We start from the raw sequence: 17,416 nt of genomic DNA, 5'->3' as shown, positions 1-17,416 counted from the left end.
GGAAAGCCGCGGGTTAGGGAGAGGAAAAAACGGTTTCGCCGCTGAACCGAACCGATTTCACCGGGGTGGGCGACAACAAAACATTCGGCCCAGGTTAGCGGGAGGCAAAATGATCGTGGTGCGCACCGGAACCCGGGAATGCGGATATTGTCGGGGCATGGCCCGAGTTCTCCTCGTCGAAGACGACCGCACCATCGGTGAGGTCCTGCACACGAGCCTGACCCAGCACGGGCACGAAGTCGCGTGGCACACGCAGGGCCGCACCGCCCTGCACGACGCCGCGAAGCAGCCGTGCGACCTGGTCCTGCTCGACCTCGGCCTGCCCGATCTCGACGGCACCGAGGTCTGCCGCGAGCTGCGCGGCGCGTTGCCCGCGTGCGTGATCGTGATGCTGACCGCGCGCGCCGACGAGATGGACGTGGTGGTGGGCCTCGAAGCGGGGGCGGACGACTACCTCGTGAAGCCGGTGCCGCTCGGCGAGCTGCACGCGCGCCTGCGGGCGCACCTGCGGCGCCATTCGACCGACCGGAGCCTGGGCGAGATCACCCTCGGCCGGCTGAAGATCGATCCGGCGGCGCGGCGGGCCACTGTGGACGGTGGCGAGCTGGCCTTGCGCGCCAAGGAGTTCGAGCTCCTGCTGCGGCTGGCGCAGGAACCGGGCAACGCCGTGAGCCGGGAGACGCTGATGGCCGACGTGTGGGACGCGCACTGGTTCGGCTCCACCAAAACGCTCGACGTCCACATCGCGACGCTGCGGCGCAAGCTGGCCGACGCCGGCGCGCCGGGCCCGATGCCCGAGATCGCCACCCTGCGCCGGCACGGCTACCGGCTCGAGGAACCGGAAGGGTGAGCGCGTGCGCCGCCGCATCGTCCTGACGACGGTGCTCGCCGCGTTGGTCGCGATCGGGTTGTTCGGGGTCCCGCTGGCGGTCGCCGTGGCGCGGTACTTCGTCACGGCCGAGCGCGCCGAGCTGGAACGCGCCGCCGACTCGTACGCGCTCGACGTCTCGGGCGACATCCTGCGTCACCGCACCCCGGACCGGACGCCGAGCACCGAAGACCCCACCTCGGTAGCGGTGTACAGCCCGCAGGGCACGTTGCTCGCCGGCGCCGGCCCGGCCACGCTCGCCCAGGCCGGGGAAGCGGCGGGCGCCGACGGCGTCGTCCCCGCGGACACCGCCGACGACCTCGTGGTGGTCGTGCCCATCGACGACGACGGAACGGTCGTCGCGCTCGTCCGCGCCGCCACCGCGCGGACCGAGGTCTACTGGCACACCGGCCTGACCTGGCTCGGCATGGCGGGCCTGGCCGTCGTCGCGCTGCTGTCGGCCTACCTGGTGGCCCGCCGTCAGGCGCGCCGGCTGGCCCGTCCGCTCGAGAAGCTGTCGGCGACCGCGCGGGACCTGGGCGACGGCGACTTCAGCATCCGAGCGGACCGGGCGGGGATTCCCGAGATCGACTCCGTCGGGGAGTCCCTCGACTCCACCGCCGTCCGGCTCGACGACCTGCTCGCCCGGGAACGCGCTTTCTCCGCCGACGCCTCCCACCAGCTGCGCACGCCGCTCGCCGGACTTCGCCTGCAGCTGGAAGCCGCGCTGGAGAACCCTCATGCGAACCTGCGTGACGTGGTCGAGGCCGGCGTCGCGACCACCGGGCGGCTCGACCGGACCGTCACCGACCTGCTCGCCCTGGCCCGCGACACCCCGCCGGTCCGCGCCACCGCCGCGGCCGACGAGCTCGCCGCCATCGAGCTGGAGTGGGCGCCTGCCCTGGCCGACCACGGGCGCGCGCTCGTGCTCACCGTCGAGCCCGTCGTCGCGGGCGCGCAGCTGTCCGGCCCGGTGCTGCGGCAGATCATGACTGTGCTGCTGGACAACGCATTGCGCCACGGCGCCGGCACGGTCACGGTCACCGCCCGCGACGCCGGCGACGTGCTCGCCGTCGACGTCGCCGACGAAGGCGAGGGGATCACCCCGGGCACCGACGTGTTCCACCGCCGCTCTCCGGGCGCCCGGGGGACGGGGATCGGCCTCGCGCTCGCGCGCCGCCTGGCCGAAGCCGAAGGCGGGCGACTTCGCGTGACCCGCCCGCAGCCCGCCGTCTTCACGCTGCTGCTGCCGCTCGAGCCCTGACCGAAGCTACTACGTTAGTGTAGAATTTCGGCGAGAGTTTCGGACCCCAGCTCGGCCGGGAGGAACCATGACCGCAGACGAGCCCAGCACGGAGCGGGCGTCCGAGGGCATCCGCTGTTCCGACGCCGAGCGCGAAACCGCCGCTACGGCGCTGCACACGGCCGTCGGCGAAGGCCGGCTGTCCCTGGCCGAAGTCGAGGACCGCACCGCGACGATCTACGCCGCCCGCTTCCGCCATGAGCTCGACGCGGTCCTCGCCGACCTGCCACGTTCCGCCGCGCCCGCCCCCACCTCCGGCTGGCGGCCCGTGCTGACGCTCGCCGCCCACCAGCTGGCCGCCGACTTCACGACCCTCACCGGCCGCAGCGCCACCGCCGGCTCCCGCCGCCGGGCCTTCCTCATCGCGGCCACCGTCCTCACCTTCGTGGCGCTGCTCCTCCTCGCCGCCCACGGCATCACCGACGACGGCCCCCACCACGGCTTCGGCCACGACTGACCGTGGCCGGTCAGCGGTCCGGTTGGTTGTCCTTTGTGGACGCTCGGGCGACCAGCAGCACGACGGCCACGATGCACACCAACGGCGCAACCCCGGAGACCGCGCGCGCCATGATCACCGGCACCCCCGCGTGGGCGACCGGACCACCCACCGGCCCCGGCGGCGGGGTAAACCGCAGACGCGCGTCCAGGTGGTGCCAGCGGGTCACTTCGAGGTAGATGATGCGCCAGCTGCCCACCCACGCCGCCCCGGCTACCGCAAGCAGCCACCACAACCCCCGGCGGGTCATGGCGTGCGTTCGAGCAGCGCTGCCCGCAGCGTCGGCGCGGAGATGCCCAACGCCGCCAAAATCGGCGGCACCAGGCCCCCCGGCGTGCCGACCACGACGGCGCCGAGGTGGTGCGCGCCGGCGGGGGACACGCCGCGGCGTCCGGCCTCGGTGACGGCGGCCTGGAGGCAGGATCGGGCCCGGCCGGTGATCGGGAGGTGGCCGGGGAGCTTCGGGTGGCGTCGGGTGCGCGGAGAAGGCGCCGGGAAGGGGCCGAAGATGGCCTCGACGGCTTCGCGGACCGCGTCCAGGTCGATGCCGATCGCGGCCAGGGCGGCCGCGTCCACGTTGGCGAACGGGGGGCGCGGCCCGGCCAGGAGGCGGTCGGTCTGGGTGGCCACTCCGGCGGGGGTCAGGCCGTACTCGCGGGCCACCTCGCCCACGCGGGTCGGGGCGTCCGCGACCGCGAACAGCAGGTGCTCGGAGCCGATCCCGGGATGGCCGAGCGTGCGGGCGCGTTCCTGGGCCGTCCGCACCAGCGCGCGGGCGTCGTCGGCGAACTGCCGGTTCCTCATTTCGGCCCCCGGATTCTGCGGCCGTGCTTGCGGTGCACCGTCTGCTTGCTCACGCCGAGCCGGGCCGCGATGTCCTGCCACGACCACCCCGACAAGCGCGCCCGATCCACCTGCAGCGTCTCGAGTTCCTCGGTCAGCGCCCGCAACGCCGCCACCGCCCGCAGCCCGACGTCGGGGTCGGAACTGGCCGCGCTCTCGGCGATCTCTGCTCGTGTCTTCATATCGTCAACATAAGCTGACAGCACCCGCGATGTCAACATAAGCTGACGATCGCCCGAAAAGGGCCGGCCGGAACGAACGGCCGGCCCCCGGGATCAGGCGCCGCTTCGGGCCGGCGCCGCGTGGTGGCGGCTGATGTTGCGTTCCAGCAAACCGAGCGACTGCGCGACCCCGACCCCGTCGGCGCCGAGCTCGGGGAGCCGCCCGTCGTCGTGGCGCAGGCGGATGAGGGCGTTGTCCATGGCCTCCTGCGCGGCGAACAGGCAAGGCGTGCTGTAGATCGCGACGTCGACCCCGAGCGCCGACAGCTCGGGCAGGGACAGGCGCGGCGACTTGCCGCCCGCGATCTGGTTGAACAGCAACGGTTTGTCGCCGATCACCGTCCGGATCTCCGTGATGGCCCCGGCGGAGCGGACGCCGTCGATGAGGACCACGTCCGCGTCGGTCCGGGCCAGGGCTTCGGCGCGGCGGAGGATCTCGTCGTGCTCGGTGGCGTCCGTGCGGGCGACGACAACGAGATCCCGGCGGGCGGACAGCACGAGGTCGAGCTTCTCGAGGTACTCCTCCAAAGGCAGGACCTGCTTGCCGTCGACGTGGCCGCACCGGCGGGGCCGCTTCTGGTCCTCGAGGATGACGCCGGACGCGCCGAGCTGCTCCAGCTGCTGCACGACGTGGCCCGCGACCTCGGGGTGTGCGGGGTGATCGAGTCCGAGCGGATGGCCGAACGAAGGCTTTCGCCGTGACGCACCTTGATCTCCTTGGAATGGGATGTGGATGATCTTGGTACCGATGGTGGCCGGGGCGGGGTTAACGGCTCCCTATCGTGCGGAGCTCACGGGCCAGCGTGGCCCGCAGCGGGTCCTCGTTCCCGGCGGTGAACCCGTCGTCGGTGATGTGGGGGAGCGGGTCGGCGGCCAGGTCGCGGTGGATCACCGTTCCGTCGGGGTGCTGGGCCTCCCACTCGCCGCGAAAGGCGGCCGTCACGGCACGCGAGGTGGACGCGTCGCCGGGCCAGATCGAGCTGTCGAGGTGCAGCGTGGGCATGTACTGGTGACTTTCGGTGCGATCGAGCGGTTTTTTCGGCAGCCGCCGTGGCCACCAGCCTGCCTGGCGCCCGGCAGGCTGGTGGGGGCGAGCTCAGGCTGCGACGTGGTAGCGACTGGTGATGGCGACGCGGTTGAAGGCGTTCATCACCGTGACCAGCCAGGAGACCGCCGAGATCTGGTCTTCGGTGAGCTCGGCCGCGGCGGCCGCGTAGTCCTCGTCGCTGACGTGTCCGTCCGCCACGCGGGTGATCGCCTCGGCCAGGCGCAGAGCGGCGCGGTCCGTCGCCGAGAAGTAGCCGGTCTCCTCCCACGCGGGCAGCACGGCGATCCGGTCGGGGTTCTCGCCCTTCTTGAGCGAGTCACGGGTGTGCATGCGCAGGCAGAACGCGCAGCCGTTGATCTGGGAGGTGCGGATCCGCACCAGCTCGACCAGGAGCGGGTCGAGCCCGGCCGCGACGGCGCCGGCGTCCGCCTCCGTCGAAAGGGCGATGAGGGCCTTGTAGGAGGCCGGGTGCTGCTTGTCGATGCTGACGCGCTGGGTGTTCGTCACAGTTGCTTCGATTCCTTCGTGTGGTCCGAGCCGCGCCCTCCGGGCGCGTCGTGCGTTCTCGGCAGGGAGACGAGGCAGCCCCTCCGGACGTGACAGCTCAGACCCGCGAAAGTTTGTCCGGGTTCAGGACCCTGCGGTACGCCGTGATCAGACCGTCCGTGATCTGCACCGTGTCGACGGAGTACACGCTGCCGTCGCGGCGGAATACGAGACCGAGCTCGCCGCCCACCTCGACGAGATCGATCCGGTCCGGACGCCACTGGTGACCCACGCGCACCATCACCTCGGCGATGCGCTCGCCGCCGTGGATGAGCTTGCGTGCGGCCGAGACCTTGCCGCCGCCGTCGGTGACGTAGACGGCGTCGGGGTGCAGGAGCCGGACCAGGCCGGCCAGGTCGCCGGATTCGTAGGCGGCGCGGAAGGTCGCCAGCACCCGTTCACGCTCGGCTTTCGTTGCCTGCGAAGGGGACTGCTTCGCCTTGGCCACCCGCCGCCGCGCCCGCGAGGCGAGCTGCCGGGCCGCCGGCACGGAGACGTCCAGCACCTCTGCGATCCGCCCGAACTCGAAAGCGAAGACGTCGTGCAGGACGAAGGCCACCCGCTCCGGCGGGCTCAGCTCCTCCATGACGAGCATCATCGCCGCGCCGACGGACTCGTCGACGAGCACCGGCTCCGAAGCGTCCGGTCCCGTCAGCAGCGGCTCCGGCAGCCACGGCCCGACATAGGCCTCCCGGCGCGACCGGGCGCTCTTGAGGATGTCGTACGACCGCCGCGCGGCGACCGTGACCAGCCAGGCCCGCAGGTCCTCGACCTCGCGCAGATCGGAGCCGGCGGCCCTCAGCCACACGTCCTGGGCCACGTCCTCGGCGTCGGCGACGCTTCCCAGCAGCCGGTAGGCCACGCCGAAGACCGCAGGCCGATGCGTCTCCCACTCGGCGCCGAGCCTGTCCTCCTGCTCGGACCGTCCGGGCGCATGCCCATCACCCATGCAGACCGCAACCTCCTCCGGCACGTGGGGCCAGCGTACCCATCCGAATCCGGATGATCGCCGGACAGCCCGTGCCGCCGGTGGTCACCAGTTGATGTCGTAGGGGAAGAAAACCTCGTCTTCCGGCGCGGTCTTGCGGGCGGCCAGGACCGTGGTCGCGGTCGCGCCGGCCGGCACGCGCAGCGGCGGGTTTTCCTGCTCGATGGTGTCGGCCACGACCTTGGCCACCTCCTCGGGCGTCACGACGTCGCCGCGGGTTTTGGGCAGCTCGTCGAACAGGGGACCGTAGGGGTCGTCGTCGGTGCGGTAGACCTTGGCTTTCGCGCCGCCGTCGGTGGCGACCACACCGGGCTGGACGAGGCTGACTTTCACGCCGAAGTGGCCGGTTTCGATGGCCAGCACCTCGGCCATGGCTTCCACCGCCCACTTGCTCATCCCGTACGGGCCGATGATCGGCAGCACCATCCGGCCCTGGATGCTGGAGAGGAACACCAGGTGGCCGGAGCCGCGTTCGCGCATACCGGGCAGAGCGGCCTGGACGACGCGCAGCGCGCCGAGTGCGTTCAGGTCGAACAGCCGCGCGACCTCGGACACCGGGACGGTCTCCAGCGGCGCGCGCATGGTCTCACCGGCGTTGTTGACCACCACGTCGATCCGGCCCGCGGCCTTGATCGCCGCGTCGACGCTGGCCTGGTCGGTGACGTCGAGCCGGAGCCGCTCCGCGAGGGGCAGATCGGCCAGGTTCTCGGGGTTGCGGGCGGTGCCGATGACGCGGTGGCCACGGCCGGCGAGCTCCAGCGCCATGGCGCGGCCGATTCCCTGGGAGGCGCCGGTGATGAGGATGGACGACATGTCTGGATCTCCAGTTCGCAGAGTGGTTGGGGAGAGTCACGGCGGCGGACGACACCTCGCCGCGACCCCAGCGTCGGTCTCGTCGGCGACGCTACCACGTATGTATGTCGGACGACATAATTTGGGCCACCCGGCAGAGTGATCCAGCCGACCCGCCGGGTCAGTCGCGGGGCTCGGTGACCGCCTGCGCGCGGCTCGCCACGACGTCGCGGACCGCGTCGAACGGTTCGGTGCTGCGCAGCGCGCGGGAGGTCACCATCGCGCCCTCGACACCGGCCACTGTCGCGTGGGCCAGCTCGCGGGCGCCGGCCGCGTCGGCACCGAGCACGACGAGCTGGAGCGCCAGGGTCTCGACCATGAGGAAGAACGCGCGCCGGCTGGCGGCACCCAGTTCCTCGGAGGAATCGCCGATCTCGATCACCAGCGGGGCGATGGTGCACCCACGCCCATAACCGCTGGTCTGCATGCCCTCACTGGCCAGGTCGACGTAGGCCCGCACCAGATCCTCGGCCGTGGCGGCCTCCCCGGCGAGCCGGTTGATCATGTCGACCTGCTCGCGGGTGTGCTCCTCGGCCGCTTCGGCGGCCATCTGCACCTTGCCCTCGGGAAAGTGGTGGTAGATCGACCCGCGCGGAGAGGCGCTGCGCTCGACCACGTCGGACAACGCCATGGCGCTGTAGCCGTGTTCGCGGATGAGCTGGCGGGCGGCCCCGACCATGCGCTGCTTGGTGTCTGAACGTCGAGCCATGCCCCGAGTCTACCGCTTTCCATGTATGACGAACGACATATTGAGTGGCACGGGAGACTATGACGTGCGACATAATCGGGGCTCTGCACAGGTCGACCACGAGGAGTCCCGCCATGAGCCGTAACGTGCGTTTCCACCGGATCGGTGGTCCCGAGGTGCTGCAGTTCGAAGAGGCGCCCGAGCCGGAGCCGGGTCCCGGCGAGGTGCTGATCCACGCCCGCGCGTGGGGGCTCAACCGGGCGGACGCGCTGTTCCGCCAAGGGCTGTACAGCGTCAGCCCGGTCTTCCCCGCCGGCCTGGGTTACGAAGCCGCGGGCGTGATCGCGGCCGTCGGCGACGGGGTCGACGGGCTTCGCGCCGGCCAAGCCGTCAGCGTTCTGCCCGCGTTCAACCTGCTCGACTACCCGATGCACGGCGAAGCGGTTCTCGCGCCCGCACACGCCGTCGTGGCCCACCCCGAAGAGCTCTCCTTCGAGCAGGCGGCCTCGACGTGGATGCAGTACATCACCGCCTACGGTGGCCTGGTGGAGATCGCCGGGACGCAACCCGGGGACACCGTGGTGATCTCGGCCGCGTCCAGCAGCGTGGGCCTCGCGGCCATCCAGACCGCCCGGCGGGCGGGGGCGAAAACCGTGGCGCTGACCCGTACCGGCGCGAAGCGGCAACAACTTCTGGACGCCGGCGCGCACGTCGTGATCGCCACCGCCGAAGAGGACGTCGTCGCCCGGATCCGGGAGCTGACCGACGGCCGGGGCGCGAGGGTCATTTTCGACGCGGTCGGCGGCCCGGTCCTCGCGACGTTGGTCGAAGCCGCTGCCGACAACGCGATCCTCGTCGTCTACGGCGTGCTCGACTTCACGCCCGCGACCGTGAACGTGATGGCGTTGCTGCTCAAGCGGCTCACCGTCCGCGGCTTCGGGGTCATGGAGCTCGCCTCCGACAGCCGCCGTCTGGCCGCCGCAGTGGACCACGTTCGCGAGGGCATTGTCGCCGGGGACTTCATTCCCGTCGTCGACAAGGTGTTTCCGATGGACGACTTCGCCGAAGCGCACCGCTACCTGGAGGCCGGCAACCAGGTCGGCAAGGTCGTTGTCGCGGTTTCGCCCGGGAACCCGGAGACTGGACTGCACAAGTGAACCAGCGCTCGTCAGAATCCGAGGCCGCGCCGGGCAACGCTCTGGTTCTGGGTGGCGGCGGCCCGGTGGGGGCGTCGTGGACCTCGGCTCTGCTGAACGGATTGCGGGCTGCCGGAGTCCCGCTGGCCGAGTCCGATGTGGTCATGGGGACGTCGGCCGGCTCGGTGGTCGGCGCCTGGCTGACGATCCAGCCCGACGGCCTCGCGGAAGTTCCGGCTCTGATGCGTGAACGTGCCACCTGGCACGCGAAAAACGCGTCAGCCGGGCGCCCGGACACCCAACTGTTCGAAGCGCTCGTGACGGATGCCGAGAAAGGTTCGGCGGAGGCGGTCGGCCGGGCCGCGATGGCGGCGATGCCACCGATTTCCGTTGACCGGGCTGAAGATCTGTGGCAGGCGATGCTGCCCGCGGGCCCGTGGTCGCCCCGGCTGCGGATGATGTCGGTGAACGCCGGTACCGGCCAGGCGCGGGCGTGGTCGGCTTCCGACGGCATTCCCCTCGCCGTCGGGGTCGCCTGTTCCACCGCGGCCCCCGGTGTCGCTCCGCCGGTCACGGTGGACGGCGGGGTCTGGCTGGACGGGGGAGTGCGGACCGGCACCAACGCCGACCTGGTCGTCGACCTGCGCGCCGAGACCGCCGGTGCTCGGGGCTCGGAGCCGGGCCGGGTGCTCGTGGTCGCACCGTTGGCAGCCCAGGACCTCGAGCGCGAAGAGGCATTTCTGGTCGAGCGGGGCTACCGCGTCCGCGTCGTCGTCGCGGACCCGTTTTACCGCGCGCCGGTGGATTTGCTCGATCCGCGCTTCATCGACGTCGGGGCCACGGCGGGTGCCGAGCAGGCACGTGACCTGGCTCCGGAACTGCTCGCTTGGTGGAAGGGCTGATCCGGCACGAAGGTCACGTCGGGCGCCTCGACGGGAGCAAGCTCGCTCCCGTCGAGGCGCCCGACGTGGTGTGTCGTGAAGCGGTCAGAGGACGGGGTGCTGTCCGCGGACCGGGCTCAGCGTCTCCAGCACCGAGGCGAGGTGCAGGATCGTGGACTCCGCGTACCAGGAGGCCGCCAGCTGCACGCCGATCGGCAGGCCGTCGGCGGTCGTCCCGAAACGCATGGACAGGGCCGGGAGCCCGGTCAGGTTGAACGGGACGGTTGTCGACATCACGTGGAAGATGCTGAGCGTCTTCCCGTCGAGGGTGAGCTCCGTGGCTCCGCGCTTCTGCGCGGGGGCGGTGGTCACCGGGAGCAGCAATGCGTCGTACTGCTGGAAGTACGCGGCGAAGCCGTCGCGGAGCCGCTCGATGCCCTGCTCGGCGTGCACGTAGTCCTCAATGGACGTTTCGGGGGCGTCGCGCATGAACTTGGTCGCCTTGTACATCCGGTCGGCGTGGCCGGCGGTGGCCTCGGCGTAGGCGGGCTTCACCTCCATCACGTGCTGCAGGTTGAACAGTTCCAGCGGGGTGTCGCGTTCGAGCGCCGGGATGCTGACGGCGTCGACGTGAACCCCGGCGCCTCGCAGCGCTTCGGCGGCCGCCTGCACGGTCGCGGCGACCTCGGGATCGACGGGGCCGAGCCCGGAGTCGACCAGCCAGCCGACGCGGACGGTCCGCTCCGGCGCGGCGCCCAGGCCGGCGTCGAGACCGGCGGGGACGGTGGAGGAGAAGCCGTCGGCGCCGTCGGGGCCGGCGAGGAACGAGTACGCCAGCGCGAGGTCGCGGATGGTGCGCGCCATGGGGCCGGCGTGCCAGTCGCGGCGCGGCTCGCGCGGCCAGGCGCCCGTCATGGGAATGCGCCCGTGTGTCGGCTTGAGGGACACGATTCCGGTGTTGGCGGCCGGTCCGCGGACGGAGATGGCCAGGTCGCTGCCGAGCCCGAGCGGTGACATGCCGGCGGCGATCGCCCCGGACTCGCCGCCGCTCGAACCGCCGGCCGTGCGGTCGAGGTCCCAGGGGTTGTTCGTGTCGCCCGTCAGGAGGTTGTCGGAATCGACGGCGTAGGAGAACTCCGGGAGGTTGGTCTTCGCCAGGAGGATCCCGCCGGCGTTCTTCAGCCGCGCCACCGCGGTGGCGTCCGTGTCCGGGACGCGGCCGGCGAAGATCGGCGAACCGCGCTGGGTCAGCACGCCGGCGGTGTCGAACGAGTCCTTGACGGTGAAGGGCACGCCGTGCAGCGGCCCCACCTCGACTCCCGAAGCGAGCTCTTCGTCCGCCGCTTTCGCGGCCTCCAGGGCCCCTTCGGCGACCGTCACGACGGCGTTGACCTTCGGGTTGGTGGCCTCGATGCGGTCGAGGTGCGCTCGTACCACCTCGACGGAGGACGCCTTCCCGGTGCGGATCAACTCCGCGAGCTCGGTCGCGTCGGACCAGATGAGATCGGACATCGTGATTCCTCTCCTGGACCGGCCTATGATATTAGACCGGTCTACTAGTTGATGGCACCCGAAGACCGGGCGACGGGGACGTGCGAAATCAGACGTGCAGAACCTGGCGGGTGACCGCCAGGGCCCGGTCGAGCTGGGCGGCGCTGCCGTGGATCTTCGCCAGCATGCTGGCCCCGAGCCACAGGTCGTACAGGGTCTCGGCCGTCGCGCGCGGAGTGTCCTGAATGGACACCGACCCGTCCGCCACGCCGGCGGTGATCATCTGCTCGATCCGGTCGATGATCGCCGCGGTCCCGGCCTTCGTCGTGACGCGCATGGCCTCCGACAGGTCGGCGATCTCCGCGCCCAGCTTGACGACCAGGCAGCCGCCCTGGCAGTCGTCCGCGGCCTGCGTGTCGTGGAAGTACTGCCAGTACTGCATGAGGTGCTCGGCCGAGCTCTTCGCCTTGTCCGCGACGATGCGGTCCATGGTGGCGAAGTAGTCGTCGAAGTAGCTCTTCATCATCGCCTCGCCGAAGGCGTCCTTGGAGTCGAACCAGTGGTAGAACGACCCTTTCGGAACGCCCGCGTCGGCGAGCACCTCGTTGATGCCGACCGCCGCGTAACCCTTGGCCAGGACGATCCGCCGGGCGGTGTCGAGCAGGCTTTTGCGAGTGTCGGCTTTGGGTGGCATGGGGCGACCGTAGCAGCAGATTAGACCAGTCGTCTAGTGGCGGTCTCGAAATCGGGTCAGAGGTGTGCTTCGCGGGCCCAGACGTCCAGTGCGCGCCTGTCTCCCCGCACGTCCAGGCCCGTCGCGTCGCGCCGGTTCCACAGCAGCAGAAGCAGTTCGCCCGGCTGGGCGGTCACCTCCGTGTCCACTGTGGCGGGCCCGCGGCCGAACTCCGGTTTGTCCGGCCCGATCCGCACCCACCACCGCGATCCGGTTTCGGAGCACGTCAGGCCGAGGGAAGTGGGCACCGTGGCCCGCAACGTGGCGGCATAGCGCTGGGCGAACCCGGTGACCATCTCGTCGACGCCGTCCGCGGCGAGTGCCGGGTCGAGGCTGGTGCCGCGGAGGCCGCTTTCCCGGCCGGCGTTGCGCGCGTCCACGGCGTGGACGACGGTCTCGTGCACCATGCGCCGGGCCCAGTACAGCCGAGGCTCGGCGGCGGGCCACATCGTCCAGCAGGCCAGGCCGGCCGGCGCGGTTCGAAGGGCTTCGAGCACGCTGTGGTGAGCCGCGGCCAGGGACTCGACGGGATCGGCGAGGGAATCGGGGTCCGGCCCGGGCAGGGCGGGTGGCCTGCTTCGCGCACCTCGGACGATCAGCTCGACCCAGCGGTACACGCTCGTGGTGTGCGTGACGAGGTCGTCGAGTGTCCACTCGGGACAGAATGGGACGCGGTCGGCGGGGCCGGCCCGGCGGGCCGAGGCCACCAAGGCCGGGCCCTGTTCCGCCAGCTCGTCGAGGTAGTACCCCACGTCGGGCGGCGGACGATGGACCGCGGTCTGGCTGCCGTGGCTGGACTGAGGGTTCATCGATGTGCTCCGATATCGACCTGAGCTTTCGTATGTATGTCAGCCGACATAGTATCGACGGCGTGATCATCGTCAACCGAAGGCGCGCCCCGGCCGGCGGGAAGACGTCACGGACTCGAGCAAGGAGCACACATGTCGCAGCCGCACGGCGGAGGACCGGTCTACGCGCTCAACCTCTTCGACATCGCCGACCGCGAGGAGTACCTGGCCTACTCCCGGCGATCGCCGCGGGAGGTCGCCGCGCACGGCGGTCGTGTGGTCGCGCTGGGCCGGTTCCAGGAGTCGGTCACCGGCGACATCGAGCCGCGCAAGGTCATGATCGTCGTCGAGTGGGAGTCGCGCGCGGCCTTCGAGAGCTACCGCAACGACCCGGCCCTGGCCGACCTGCACCCGCACCGTGAGAACGGCTCGTCCTCCTACGTCTGGCATCTGTTCGACCGTCTCGACGACCTGCGTCCCCTGCTGCGGCCGGAGTCCTGACCCCGCGGCGGGTCACACGGAGAGCTCTTGCGCCTCGACGGCCCGGCGGTACTCGAGTTGCTGCTGTGCCAGCTTCCGGACTCGTGCCAGTGATGCGATCCGCTCGTCGATGAGGTCGATCTTGGACTGCAGGCTCTCCTGTGCTCGCGCGTGGTCCAGCACGCCGTCGGTCATCTCCTGGCAGAAGGCCAGGATCTCGCGCAGGGAGAACCCGATCGACTTCCCGGAGGCGATGAGGTCGGCCGTTTCGACGTCCTTCTCCGTGTAGTGCCGATAGCCGTTGTCGCTGCGGCTGCCGGAGAAGAAGCCCACCTTCTCGTAGAAGCGGATCGCGTCGGTGCTGACGCCGACGCGTTTGGCGAACTCGCCGATTAACATGCGCTGAGCCTCCCTGTCGATCCGCGCCGCCCTGCCGAGCCGGGTGGAGTGAGGCGGGGATCACCCTGGACCTTGGAGTGTACTCCAAGGTTTACGTTCGAGCCGACCGACGATCAAGGAGGCTCCGATGACTGTGACTCACCCCGAACCCGGAACCGCGGTGGACGGCCTGGACGGATTCCGGCACCGCTACGCCGAAGTGAACGGCACCCGCATCCACTACGTGATCGGCGGCGCCGGCCCGGCGGTCGTGCTGGTGCACGGCTTCCCGTTCACCTGGGCGGTGTGGCGCGAGGTGATGCCGCTGCTGGCGGCACAGGGCTACACCGTGCTGGCGCCCGACCTGCGTGGCATGGGCGATTCCGGCCCGGCCGAGAGCGACACCTTCGCCAAGACCAACGTCGCCGAGGACATCGGGCAGATTGTGCTCGGGCTGGAGCTCGGGCCGATCAACCTGGTCGGCATGGAGGTGGGCGGCATGGTGGTCTACGCGTACGCGTCGCGGCACCCCGACGAGGTCCGCCGGCTGGTGCTGTCCGAGACGCTGATCCCCGGCTTCGGCCTCGAGGAGATGATGAACCCGTCCGTCGACGGCGGCACGTACAGCTTCGGGTTCCACGGCCAGGTCGACCTCGCCACGTTCCTCACCCAGGGCAAGGAAACCGCCTTCCTCACCCCGTTCTACCGGCTGACCTCGGTGCGGCCGGACGCCGAGGAGTACGGCGTCGCCCACTACCTGCCGCACTTCACCGGCCCGAACGGCATCCGCGGCGGCTTCCAGCACTACGGCGCCATGGTCGAGGACGGCAAGGCCAACCGGGCGGAGTTCACGACCCGGCTCCCGATGCCGGTCCTGGTGCTCCACGGCGACCACGGCTACTTCCGCGACCAGCTGCTGGCCGGCGCCCGGCAGGTCGCCGAGCACTTCGAAACCGATGTCATCCCGCAGGCTTCCCACGCGTACGCGTTCGACAACCCGCAGGCCACCGCCGAGCGATTCCAGCGGTTCTTCGCGGTGTCCGACACGGAGCGGCTGGTCGTCGTCGACGAGATCCGGCAGTTCATGGCCCAGTACGTCTCCTACGCTGACCGCAAGCAGTTCGACCGGCTCTCGCAGCTGTTCGCGCCGGAGGCGACCTTCACGATCCACGACCCGCAAGGCGCGCAGGTCATGCGGATGACCGGCCCGAAGGAGATCGAGGACGTCATCACCACCAGCGTCGGCGACGCCACCGCGATCCACCACCTGTTCTCCTTCACCACCGAGGTCCACTCGCCGGTCGCCGCGTCCTCGACCGTCGCCATGGAGGACTGGATCGACGGCAGCACCCTCAAGGTGCGCGGCTACGGCCACTACCACGGCGAGTTCGCCAAGGTCGACGGCTCCTGGCGGATCGAGAAGTTCGTCGAGACCCGCCTGCGCACGGACGTGCTCTCGTGAGTGCGCCGCCCCAATAGTTCTCTCACCGAACCAGCCTGTGCTACAGTCCTCGATAGTTCGCTCACCGAACTTACGGTGCGCCGAGTTCGCAGGTGCGTCGATCGGCTGACGGATCGCTCTTGCCGTGAGGCCGGACGCATTTCCTACGGAGGTGGACGATCGTGAACGTCGAGAGGCACGCGGCGGCTGGGGCGCGGCCCGCGGCAGAGGGGGCGACGGTTGCGCTGGCGTGCGTGGCCACCGCTTTGGCGATGGTCATGTTCACGTTGCCCATGAGCACGTTGGTCACGCTGGCCAACACCATGGGCGCGAGCGTGATGGGACGCACCTGGATGCTCAGCGCCGCCAGCGTCGGGCTCGGCGCGGGCCTGCTCGTCAGCGGCGCGCTGGCCGACAAGCTGGGCCGCCGCACCGTTTTCGTCATCGGCGCGGCGGTTCAGGCGGTCTTCCTGTTCGTCGGCGCCGGGCTGCCCAACCCGACCTTGTTCACGATCGCCCGCATCGGACAGGGACTCGGCGCCGCCGCGATGCTGGCCACCAGTCTCGGGCTGATCGCCCAGGTCACCACCCCCGGACACCAGCGCACCCGAGCCACCGGCCTGTGGGGGGCGAGCCTCGGCGTCGGGATCCTCATCGGACCCCTGCTCGCGGCGCTCCTTGAGCCCGCGGCCGGCTGGCGCAGCCCCTACCTGCTCGTCGGGCTGCTCAGCGCGGGCCTGACCGCCTTCTCCCGGGTTCTGCCCGCCAACCCCGCGAGCCCCGCACCGGCCGGACGCATCGACTACCTCGGCGCCGCAGCCCTGATCGCCGGCCCGAGCGCACTGCTCGCCGGACTGGTTCTCGGCCGCACCGGCTGGGGTCAGCCCGCGGTCCTGGTGTTCCTGGCCGCGGGAATCCTCATCATCGCCGCCTTCGTCGTCCACGAACGCCGCACCGAACACCCCCTGGTCGACCTTCGGCTGTTCACCAACTGGCAGTTCGTCACGGTCACCGCCGCCGCCTTCACCGCCGGATTCGGCGTGATCTCCCTGACCTCCTACACGCCCACGCTCGTCGAGCAAGCACTGCACGGCTCCCCGCTCGCCGGCTCCGTTCCGCTGGTGATCTGGTCGGGCCTGAGCGTGCTCGTCTCCCTGGTCGCCCGGCACCTGCGCGGGCGCGTCACCCCCGAAACCCAGCTCGCCCTCGGGCTGGTCGTCATCGGCGCCGGCCTCGCGACCCTCGCACCCCTGCACGACGGCGCCACCCTCCTGCGCCTGGCCCCCGGCTTCGCGATCGCCGGCATCGGCACCGGCCTGCTCAACGCCTCGCTCGGCGCCCAAGCCGTCGCCACCGTCCCCGCCCACCACGCCAGCATGGGCAGCGGCGTCAACAACACCGCCCGCTACCTCGGCTCCGGCCTCGGCGTCGCCGTCGTGACCTCGACCGTCAACCCGGCGTCGCCACAAGCACTTCTGCAGTCATGGGCGGTCCCCGTCACCATCTGCGCCGCCATCTCCGTGGTGATCGGCGTTGCCATCCCGCTCTACGCAAAGGTTTCCCGCAAAGGTGCGCCCGCCCGGGAAACCACGGTGGCCGGGTGAGGAAAACCCTTGGCCCGCCGCCCTTTCCGGCGGGCCCGCTCAGCGCAGGGGTACCAGCATGCGGTGCGGCTCGGAAAGGGCTTCGCTGACGAAGTCGTCGGCGTGATCGTCGTAGCCGGGCCCGGGAAGGACCACGAGGTCGGCCGGGGCGACCGCGCGGCCGCACGCCGAGCAGGAGCCGTCCTGCGCGAGCAGGCCGGAATCCTCGACGTGCTGGAACACGCGGCGCGGACCGCGCTGGGAGAAGTGTTCGTCGCCCCAGACGAGCAGGTCGCGGACGACCGACCACAGGCCCACGCCTTTGTCGGTCAGCACGTATTCGCGGTAACCGTGGGTGCCGCGCGTCTCCGCCAGCACCCCGGTCTCGAGCAGGCCTTCGAGGCGCTCGGTCAGCACGGCGCGCGACATGCCGAGGTGGGCCTGGAAGTCTCCGAAGCGGCGCACGCCGAAGAAGGCGTCGCGCACGATCAGCAGCGTCCAGCGTTCGCCGACGATCTCGAGGCTGCGCGCCAGCGAGCACTGCTGACCCGCGTAGTACTTGGGGAGAGCCATAAGTCCATGCTACCAGGGATGGTTCGTTGACCGAACTGCGTTGGCGGGCCGGCCGAAACGGCTGCCGCGGCGCGGGTGC

General features: G+C 70.8%; 22 protein-coding genes. 8 read left to right on the top strand and 14 right to left on the bottom strand.

Annotated features, from left to right (window positions below):
• The first annotated feature begins 157 nt into the window (after positions 1-157).
• From ACQPXB_RS33370 to ACQPXB_RS33360, 3 genes are all read left to right on the top strand, one after another.
• The gene (locus ACQPXB_RS33370) at positions 158-850 is read left to right on the top strand and encodes a response regulator transcription factor (RefSeq protein WP_432845675.1); all 693 of its coding nucleotides are present in this window, start codon (positions 158-160) and stop codon (positions 848-850) included.
• A gap of 4 nt (positions 851-854) precedes the next feature.
• Positions 855-2,132 carry a sensor histidine kinase gene (locus ACQPXB_RS33365; protein WP_432845674.1) on the top strand — a complete coding sequence of 426 codons (1,278 nt, stop codon included), beginning with the start codon at positions 855-857 and terminating at the stop codon, positions 2,130-2,132.
• A 67-nt stretch (positions 2,133-2,199) separates the two neighbouring features.
• On the top strand, positions 2,200-2,628 hold the full coding sequence (locus ACQPXB_RS33360) for a DUF1707 SHOCT-like domain-containing protein (RefSeq protein ID WP_432845673.1): 429 nt from the start codon (positions 2,200-2,202) through the stop codon (positions 2,626-2,628).
• Positions 2,629-2,638: 10 nt separating this feature from the next.
• On the opposite strand, the gene ACQPXB_RS33355 is transcribed toward ACQPXB_RS33360, so the two are convergent.
• The 9 genes from ACQPXB_RS33355 to ACQPXB_RS33315 all read right to left on the bottom strand — a co-directional run bounded on the left by ACQPXB_RS33355 (position 2,639) and on the right by ACQPXB_RS33315 (position 7,874).
• Positions 2,639-2,917 (bottom strand): hypothetical protein, encoded by a 279-nt coding sequence (locus ACQPXB_RS33355; RefSeq protein ID WP_432845672.1) that lies wholly within the window; start codon positions 2,915-2,917, stop codon positions 2,639-2,641.
• Positions 2,914-3,471, bottom strand: a complete 558-nt coding sequence (locus ACQPXB_RS33350) for a Clp protease N-terminal domain-containing protein (protein WP_432845671.1) — start codon at positions 3,469-3,471, stop codon at positions 2,914-2,916. The genes ACQPXB_RS33355 and ACQPXB_RS33350 overlap by 4 nt, the downstream gene beginning before the upstream one ends.
• Complete coding sequence (locus ACQPXB_RS33345) at positions 3,468-3,692, bottom strand: helix-turn-helix domain-containing protein (RefSeq protein WP_364179631.1); 225 nt, start codon at positions 3,690-3,692, stop codon at positions 3,468-3,470. The genes ACQPXB_RS33350 and ACQPXB_RS33345 overlap by 4 nt, the downstream gene beginning before the upstream one ends.
• 93 nt (positions 3,693-3,785) lie before the next feature.
• A complete protein-coding gene (locus ACQPXB_RS33340) occupies positions 3,786-4,460 on the bottom strand; it encodes an isocitrate lyase/phosphoenolpyruvate mutase family protein (RefSeq protein WP_432856895.1) in 675 nt (224 codons plus the stop codon).
• Positions 4,461-4,497: 37 nt separating this feature from the next.
• The gene (locus tag ACQPXB_RS33335) at positions 4,498-4,734 is read right to left on the bottom strand and encodes an NAD(P)H-dependent oxidoreductase (RefSeq protein ID WP_432845670.1); all 237 of its coding nucleotides are present in this window, start codon (positions 4,732-4,734) and stop codon (positions 4,498-4,500) included.
• 93 nt (positions 4,735-4,827) lie between these two features.
• Positions 4,828-5,286: a carboxymuconolactone decarboxylase family protein gene (locus tag ACQPXB_RS33330; RefSeq protein WP_366582786.1), complete on the bottom strand. Its 459-nt coding sequence runs from the start codon at positions 5,284-5,286 to the stop codon at positions 4,828-4,830.
• 97 nt (positions 5,287-5,383) lie between these two features.
• Positions 5,384-6,274 carry an RNA polymerase sigma factor SigJ gene (gene sigJ / locus ACQPXB_RS33325; RefSeq protein ID WP_432845669.1) on the bottom strand — a complete coding sequence of 297 codons (891 nt, stop codon included), beginning with the start codon at positions 6,272-6,274 and terminating at the stop codon, positions 5,384-5,386.
• An 84-nt stretch (positions 6,275-6,358) separates the two neighbouring features.
• Entirely contained in the window at positions 6,359-7,126 is a 768-nt protein-coding gene (locus ACQPXB_RS33320; protein WP_386952865.1) for an SDR family oxidoreductase, read from the bottom strand.
• Positions 7,127-7,286: 160 nt separating this feature from the next.
• Positions 7,287-7,874: a TetR/AcrR family transcriptional regulator gene (locus ACQPXB_RS33315; RefSeq protein WP_432845668.1), complete on the bottom strand. Its 588-nt coding sequence runs from the start codon at positions 7,872-7,874 to the stop codon at positions 7,287-7,289.
• Positions 7,875-7,987: 113 nt separating this feature from the next.
• Between ACQPXB_RS33315 and ACQPXB_RS33310 the strand changes: the two genes are divergently transcribed.
• Together ACQPXB_RS33310 and ACQPXB_RS33305 are read left to right on the top strand one after the other, a co-directional pair.
• On the top strand, positions 7,988-9,010 hold the full coding sequence (locus ACQPXB_RS33310; RefSeq protein WP_432845667.1) for a zinc-dependent alcohol dehydrogenase family protein: 1,023 nt from the start codon (positions 7,988-7,990) through the stop codon (positions 9,008-9,010).
• Complete coding sequence (locus tag ACQPXB_RS33305; RefSeq protein ID WP_432845666.1) at positions 9,007-9,891, top strand: patatin-like phospholipase family protein; 885 nt, start codon at positions 9,007-9,009, stop codon at positions 9,889-9,891. Before ACQPXB_RS33310 ends, ACQPXB_RS33305 begins: the two co-directional genes overlap by 4 nt.
• 84 nt (positions 9,892-9,975) lie before the next feature.
• Here ACQPXB_RS33305 and ACQPXB_RS33300 read toward each other — a convergent pair whose 3' ends face one another.
• The 3 genes from ACQPXB_RS33300 to ACQPXB_RS33290 form a co-directional block, all read right to left on the bottom strand.
• On the bottom strand, positions 9,976-11,382 hold the full coding sequence (locus ACQPXB_RS33300; protein ID WP_432845665.1) for an amidase: 1,407 nt from the start codon (positions 11,380-11,382) through the stop codon (positions 9,976-9,978).
• A gap of 88 nt (positions 11,383-11,470) precedes the next feature.
• A complete protein-coding gene (locus tag ACQPXB_RS33295; protein ID WP_432845664.1) occupies positions 11,471-12,055 on the bottom strand; it encodes a TetR/AcrR family transcriptional regulator in 585 nt (194 codons plus the stop codon).
• A gap of 56 nt (positions 12,056-12,111) precedes the next feature.
• Positions 12,112-12,903 carry a maleylpyruvate isomerase family mycothiol-dependent enzyme gene (locus tag ACQPXB_RS33290; RefSeq protein ID WP_432845663.1) on the bottom strand — a complete coding sequence of 264 codons (792 nt, stop codon included), beginning with the start codon at positions 12,901-12,903 and terminating at the stop codon, positions 12,112-12,114.
• A gap of 132 nt (positions 12,904-13,035) precedes the next feature.
• Between ACQPXB_RS33290 and ACQPXB_RS33285 the strand changes: the two genes are divergently transcribed.
• A complete protein-coding gene (locus tag ACQPXB_RS33285; protein WP_366584841.1) occupies positions 13,036-13,383 on the top strand; it encodes a DUF1330 domain-containing protein in 348 nt (115 codons plus the stop codon).
• 12 nt (positions 13,384-13,395) lie between these two features.
• Here ACQPXB_RS33285 and ACQPXB_RS33280 read toward each other — a convergent pair whose 3' ends face one another.
• Entirely contained in the window at positions 13,396-13,761 is a 366-nt protein-coding gene (locus tag ACQPXB_RS33280; protein ID WP_432845662.1) for a MerR family transcriptional regulator, read from the bottom strand.
• 127 nt (positions 13,762-13,888) lie between these two features.
• Between ACQPXB_RS33280 and ACQPXB_RS33275 the strand changes: the two genes are divergently transcribed.
• Together ACQPXB_RS33275 and ACQPXB_RS33270 are read left to right on the top strand one after the other, a co-directional pair.
• Positions 13,889-15,202, top strand: coding sequence for an alpha/beta fold hydrolase (locus ACQPXB_RS33275; RefSeq protein WP_432845661.1), 1,314 nt, complete (start codon positions 13,889-13,891; stop codon positions 15,200-15,202).
• 161 nt (positions 15,203-15,363) lie between these two features.
• Positions 15,364-16,785, top strand: a complete 1,422-nt coding sequence (locus ACQPXB_RS33270; protein WP_432845659.1) for an MFS transporter — start codon at positions 15,364-15,366, stop codon at positions 16,783-16,785.
• Between the two features lie 39 nt (positions 16,786-16,824).
• Here the strand turns inward: ACQPXB_RS33270 and ACQPXB_RS33265 are convergent, their stop codons facing one another.
• Positions 16,825-17,337 carry a winged helix-turn-helix transcriptional regulator gene (locus ACQPXB_RS33265; protein ID WP_366584853.1) on the bottom strand — a complete coding sequence of 171 codons (513 nt, stop codon included), beginning with the start codon at positions 17,335-17,337 and terminating at the stop codon, positions 16,825-16,827.
• Between the last annotated feature and the right edge of the window lie 79 nt (positions 17,338-17,416).

Source organism: Amycolatopsis sp. CA-161197 (assembly GCF_050942255.1).
In the GTDB taxonomy this organism is placed as follows: domain Bacteria; phylum Actinomycetota; class Actinomycetes; order Mycobacteriales; family Pseudonocardiaceae; genus Amycolatopsis.
This window is presented reverse-complemented; position numbering and strand designations above follow the sequence as displayed.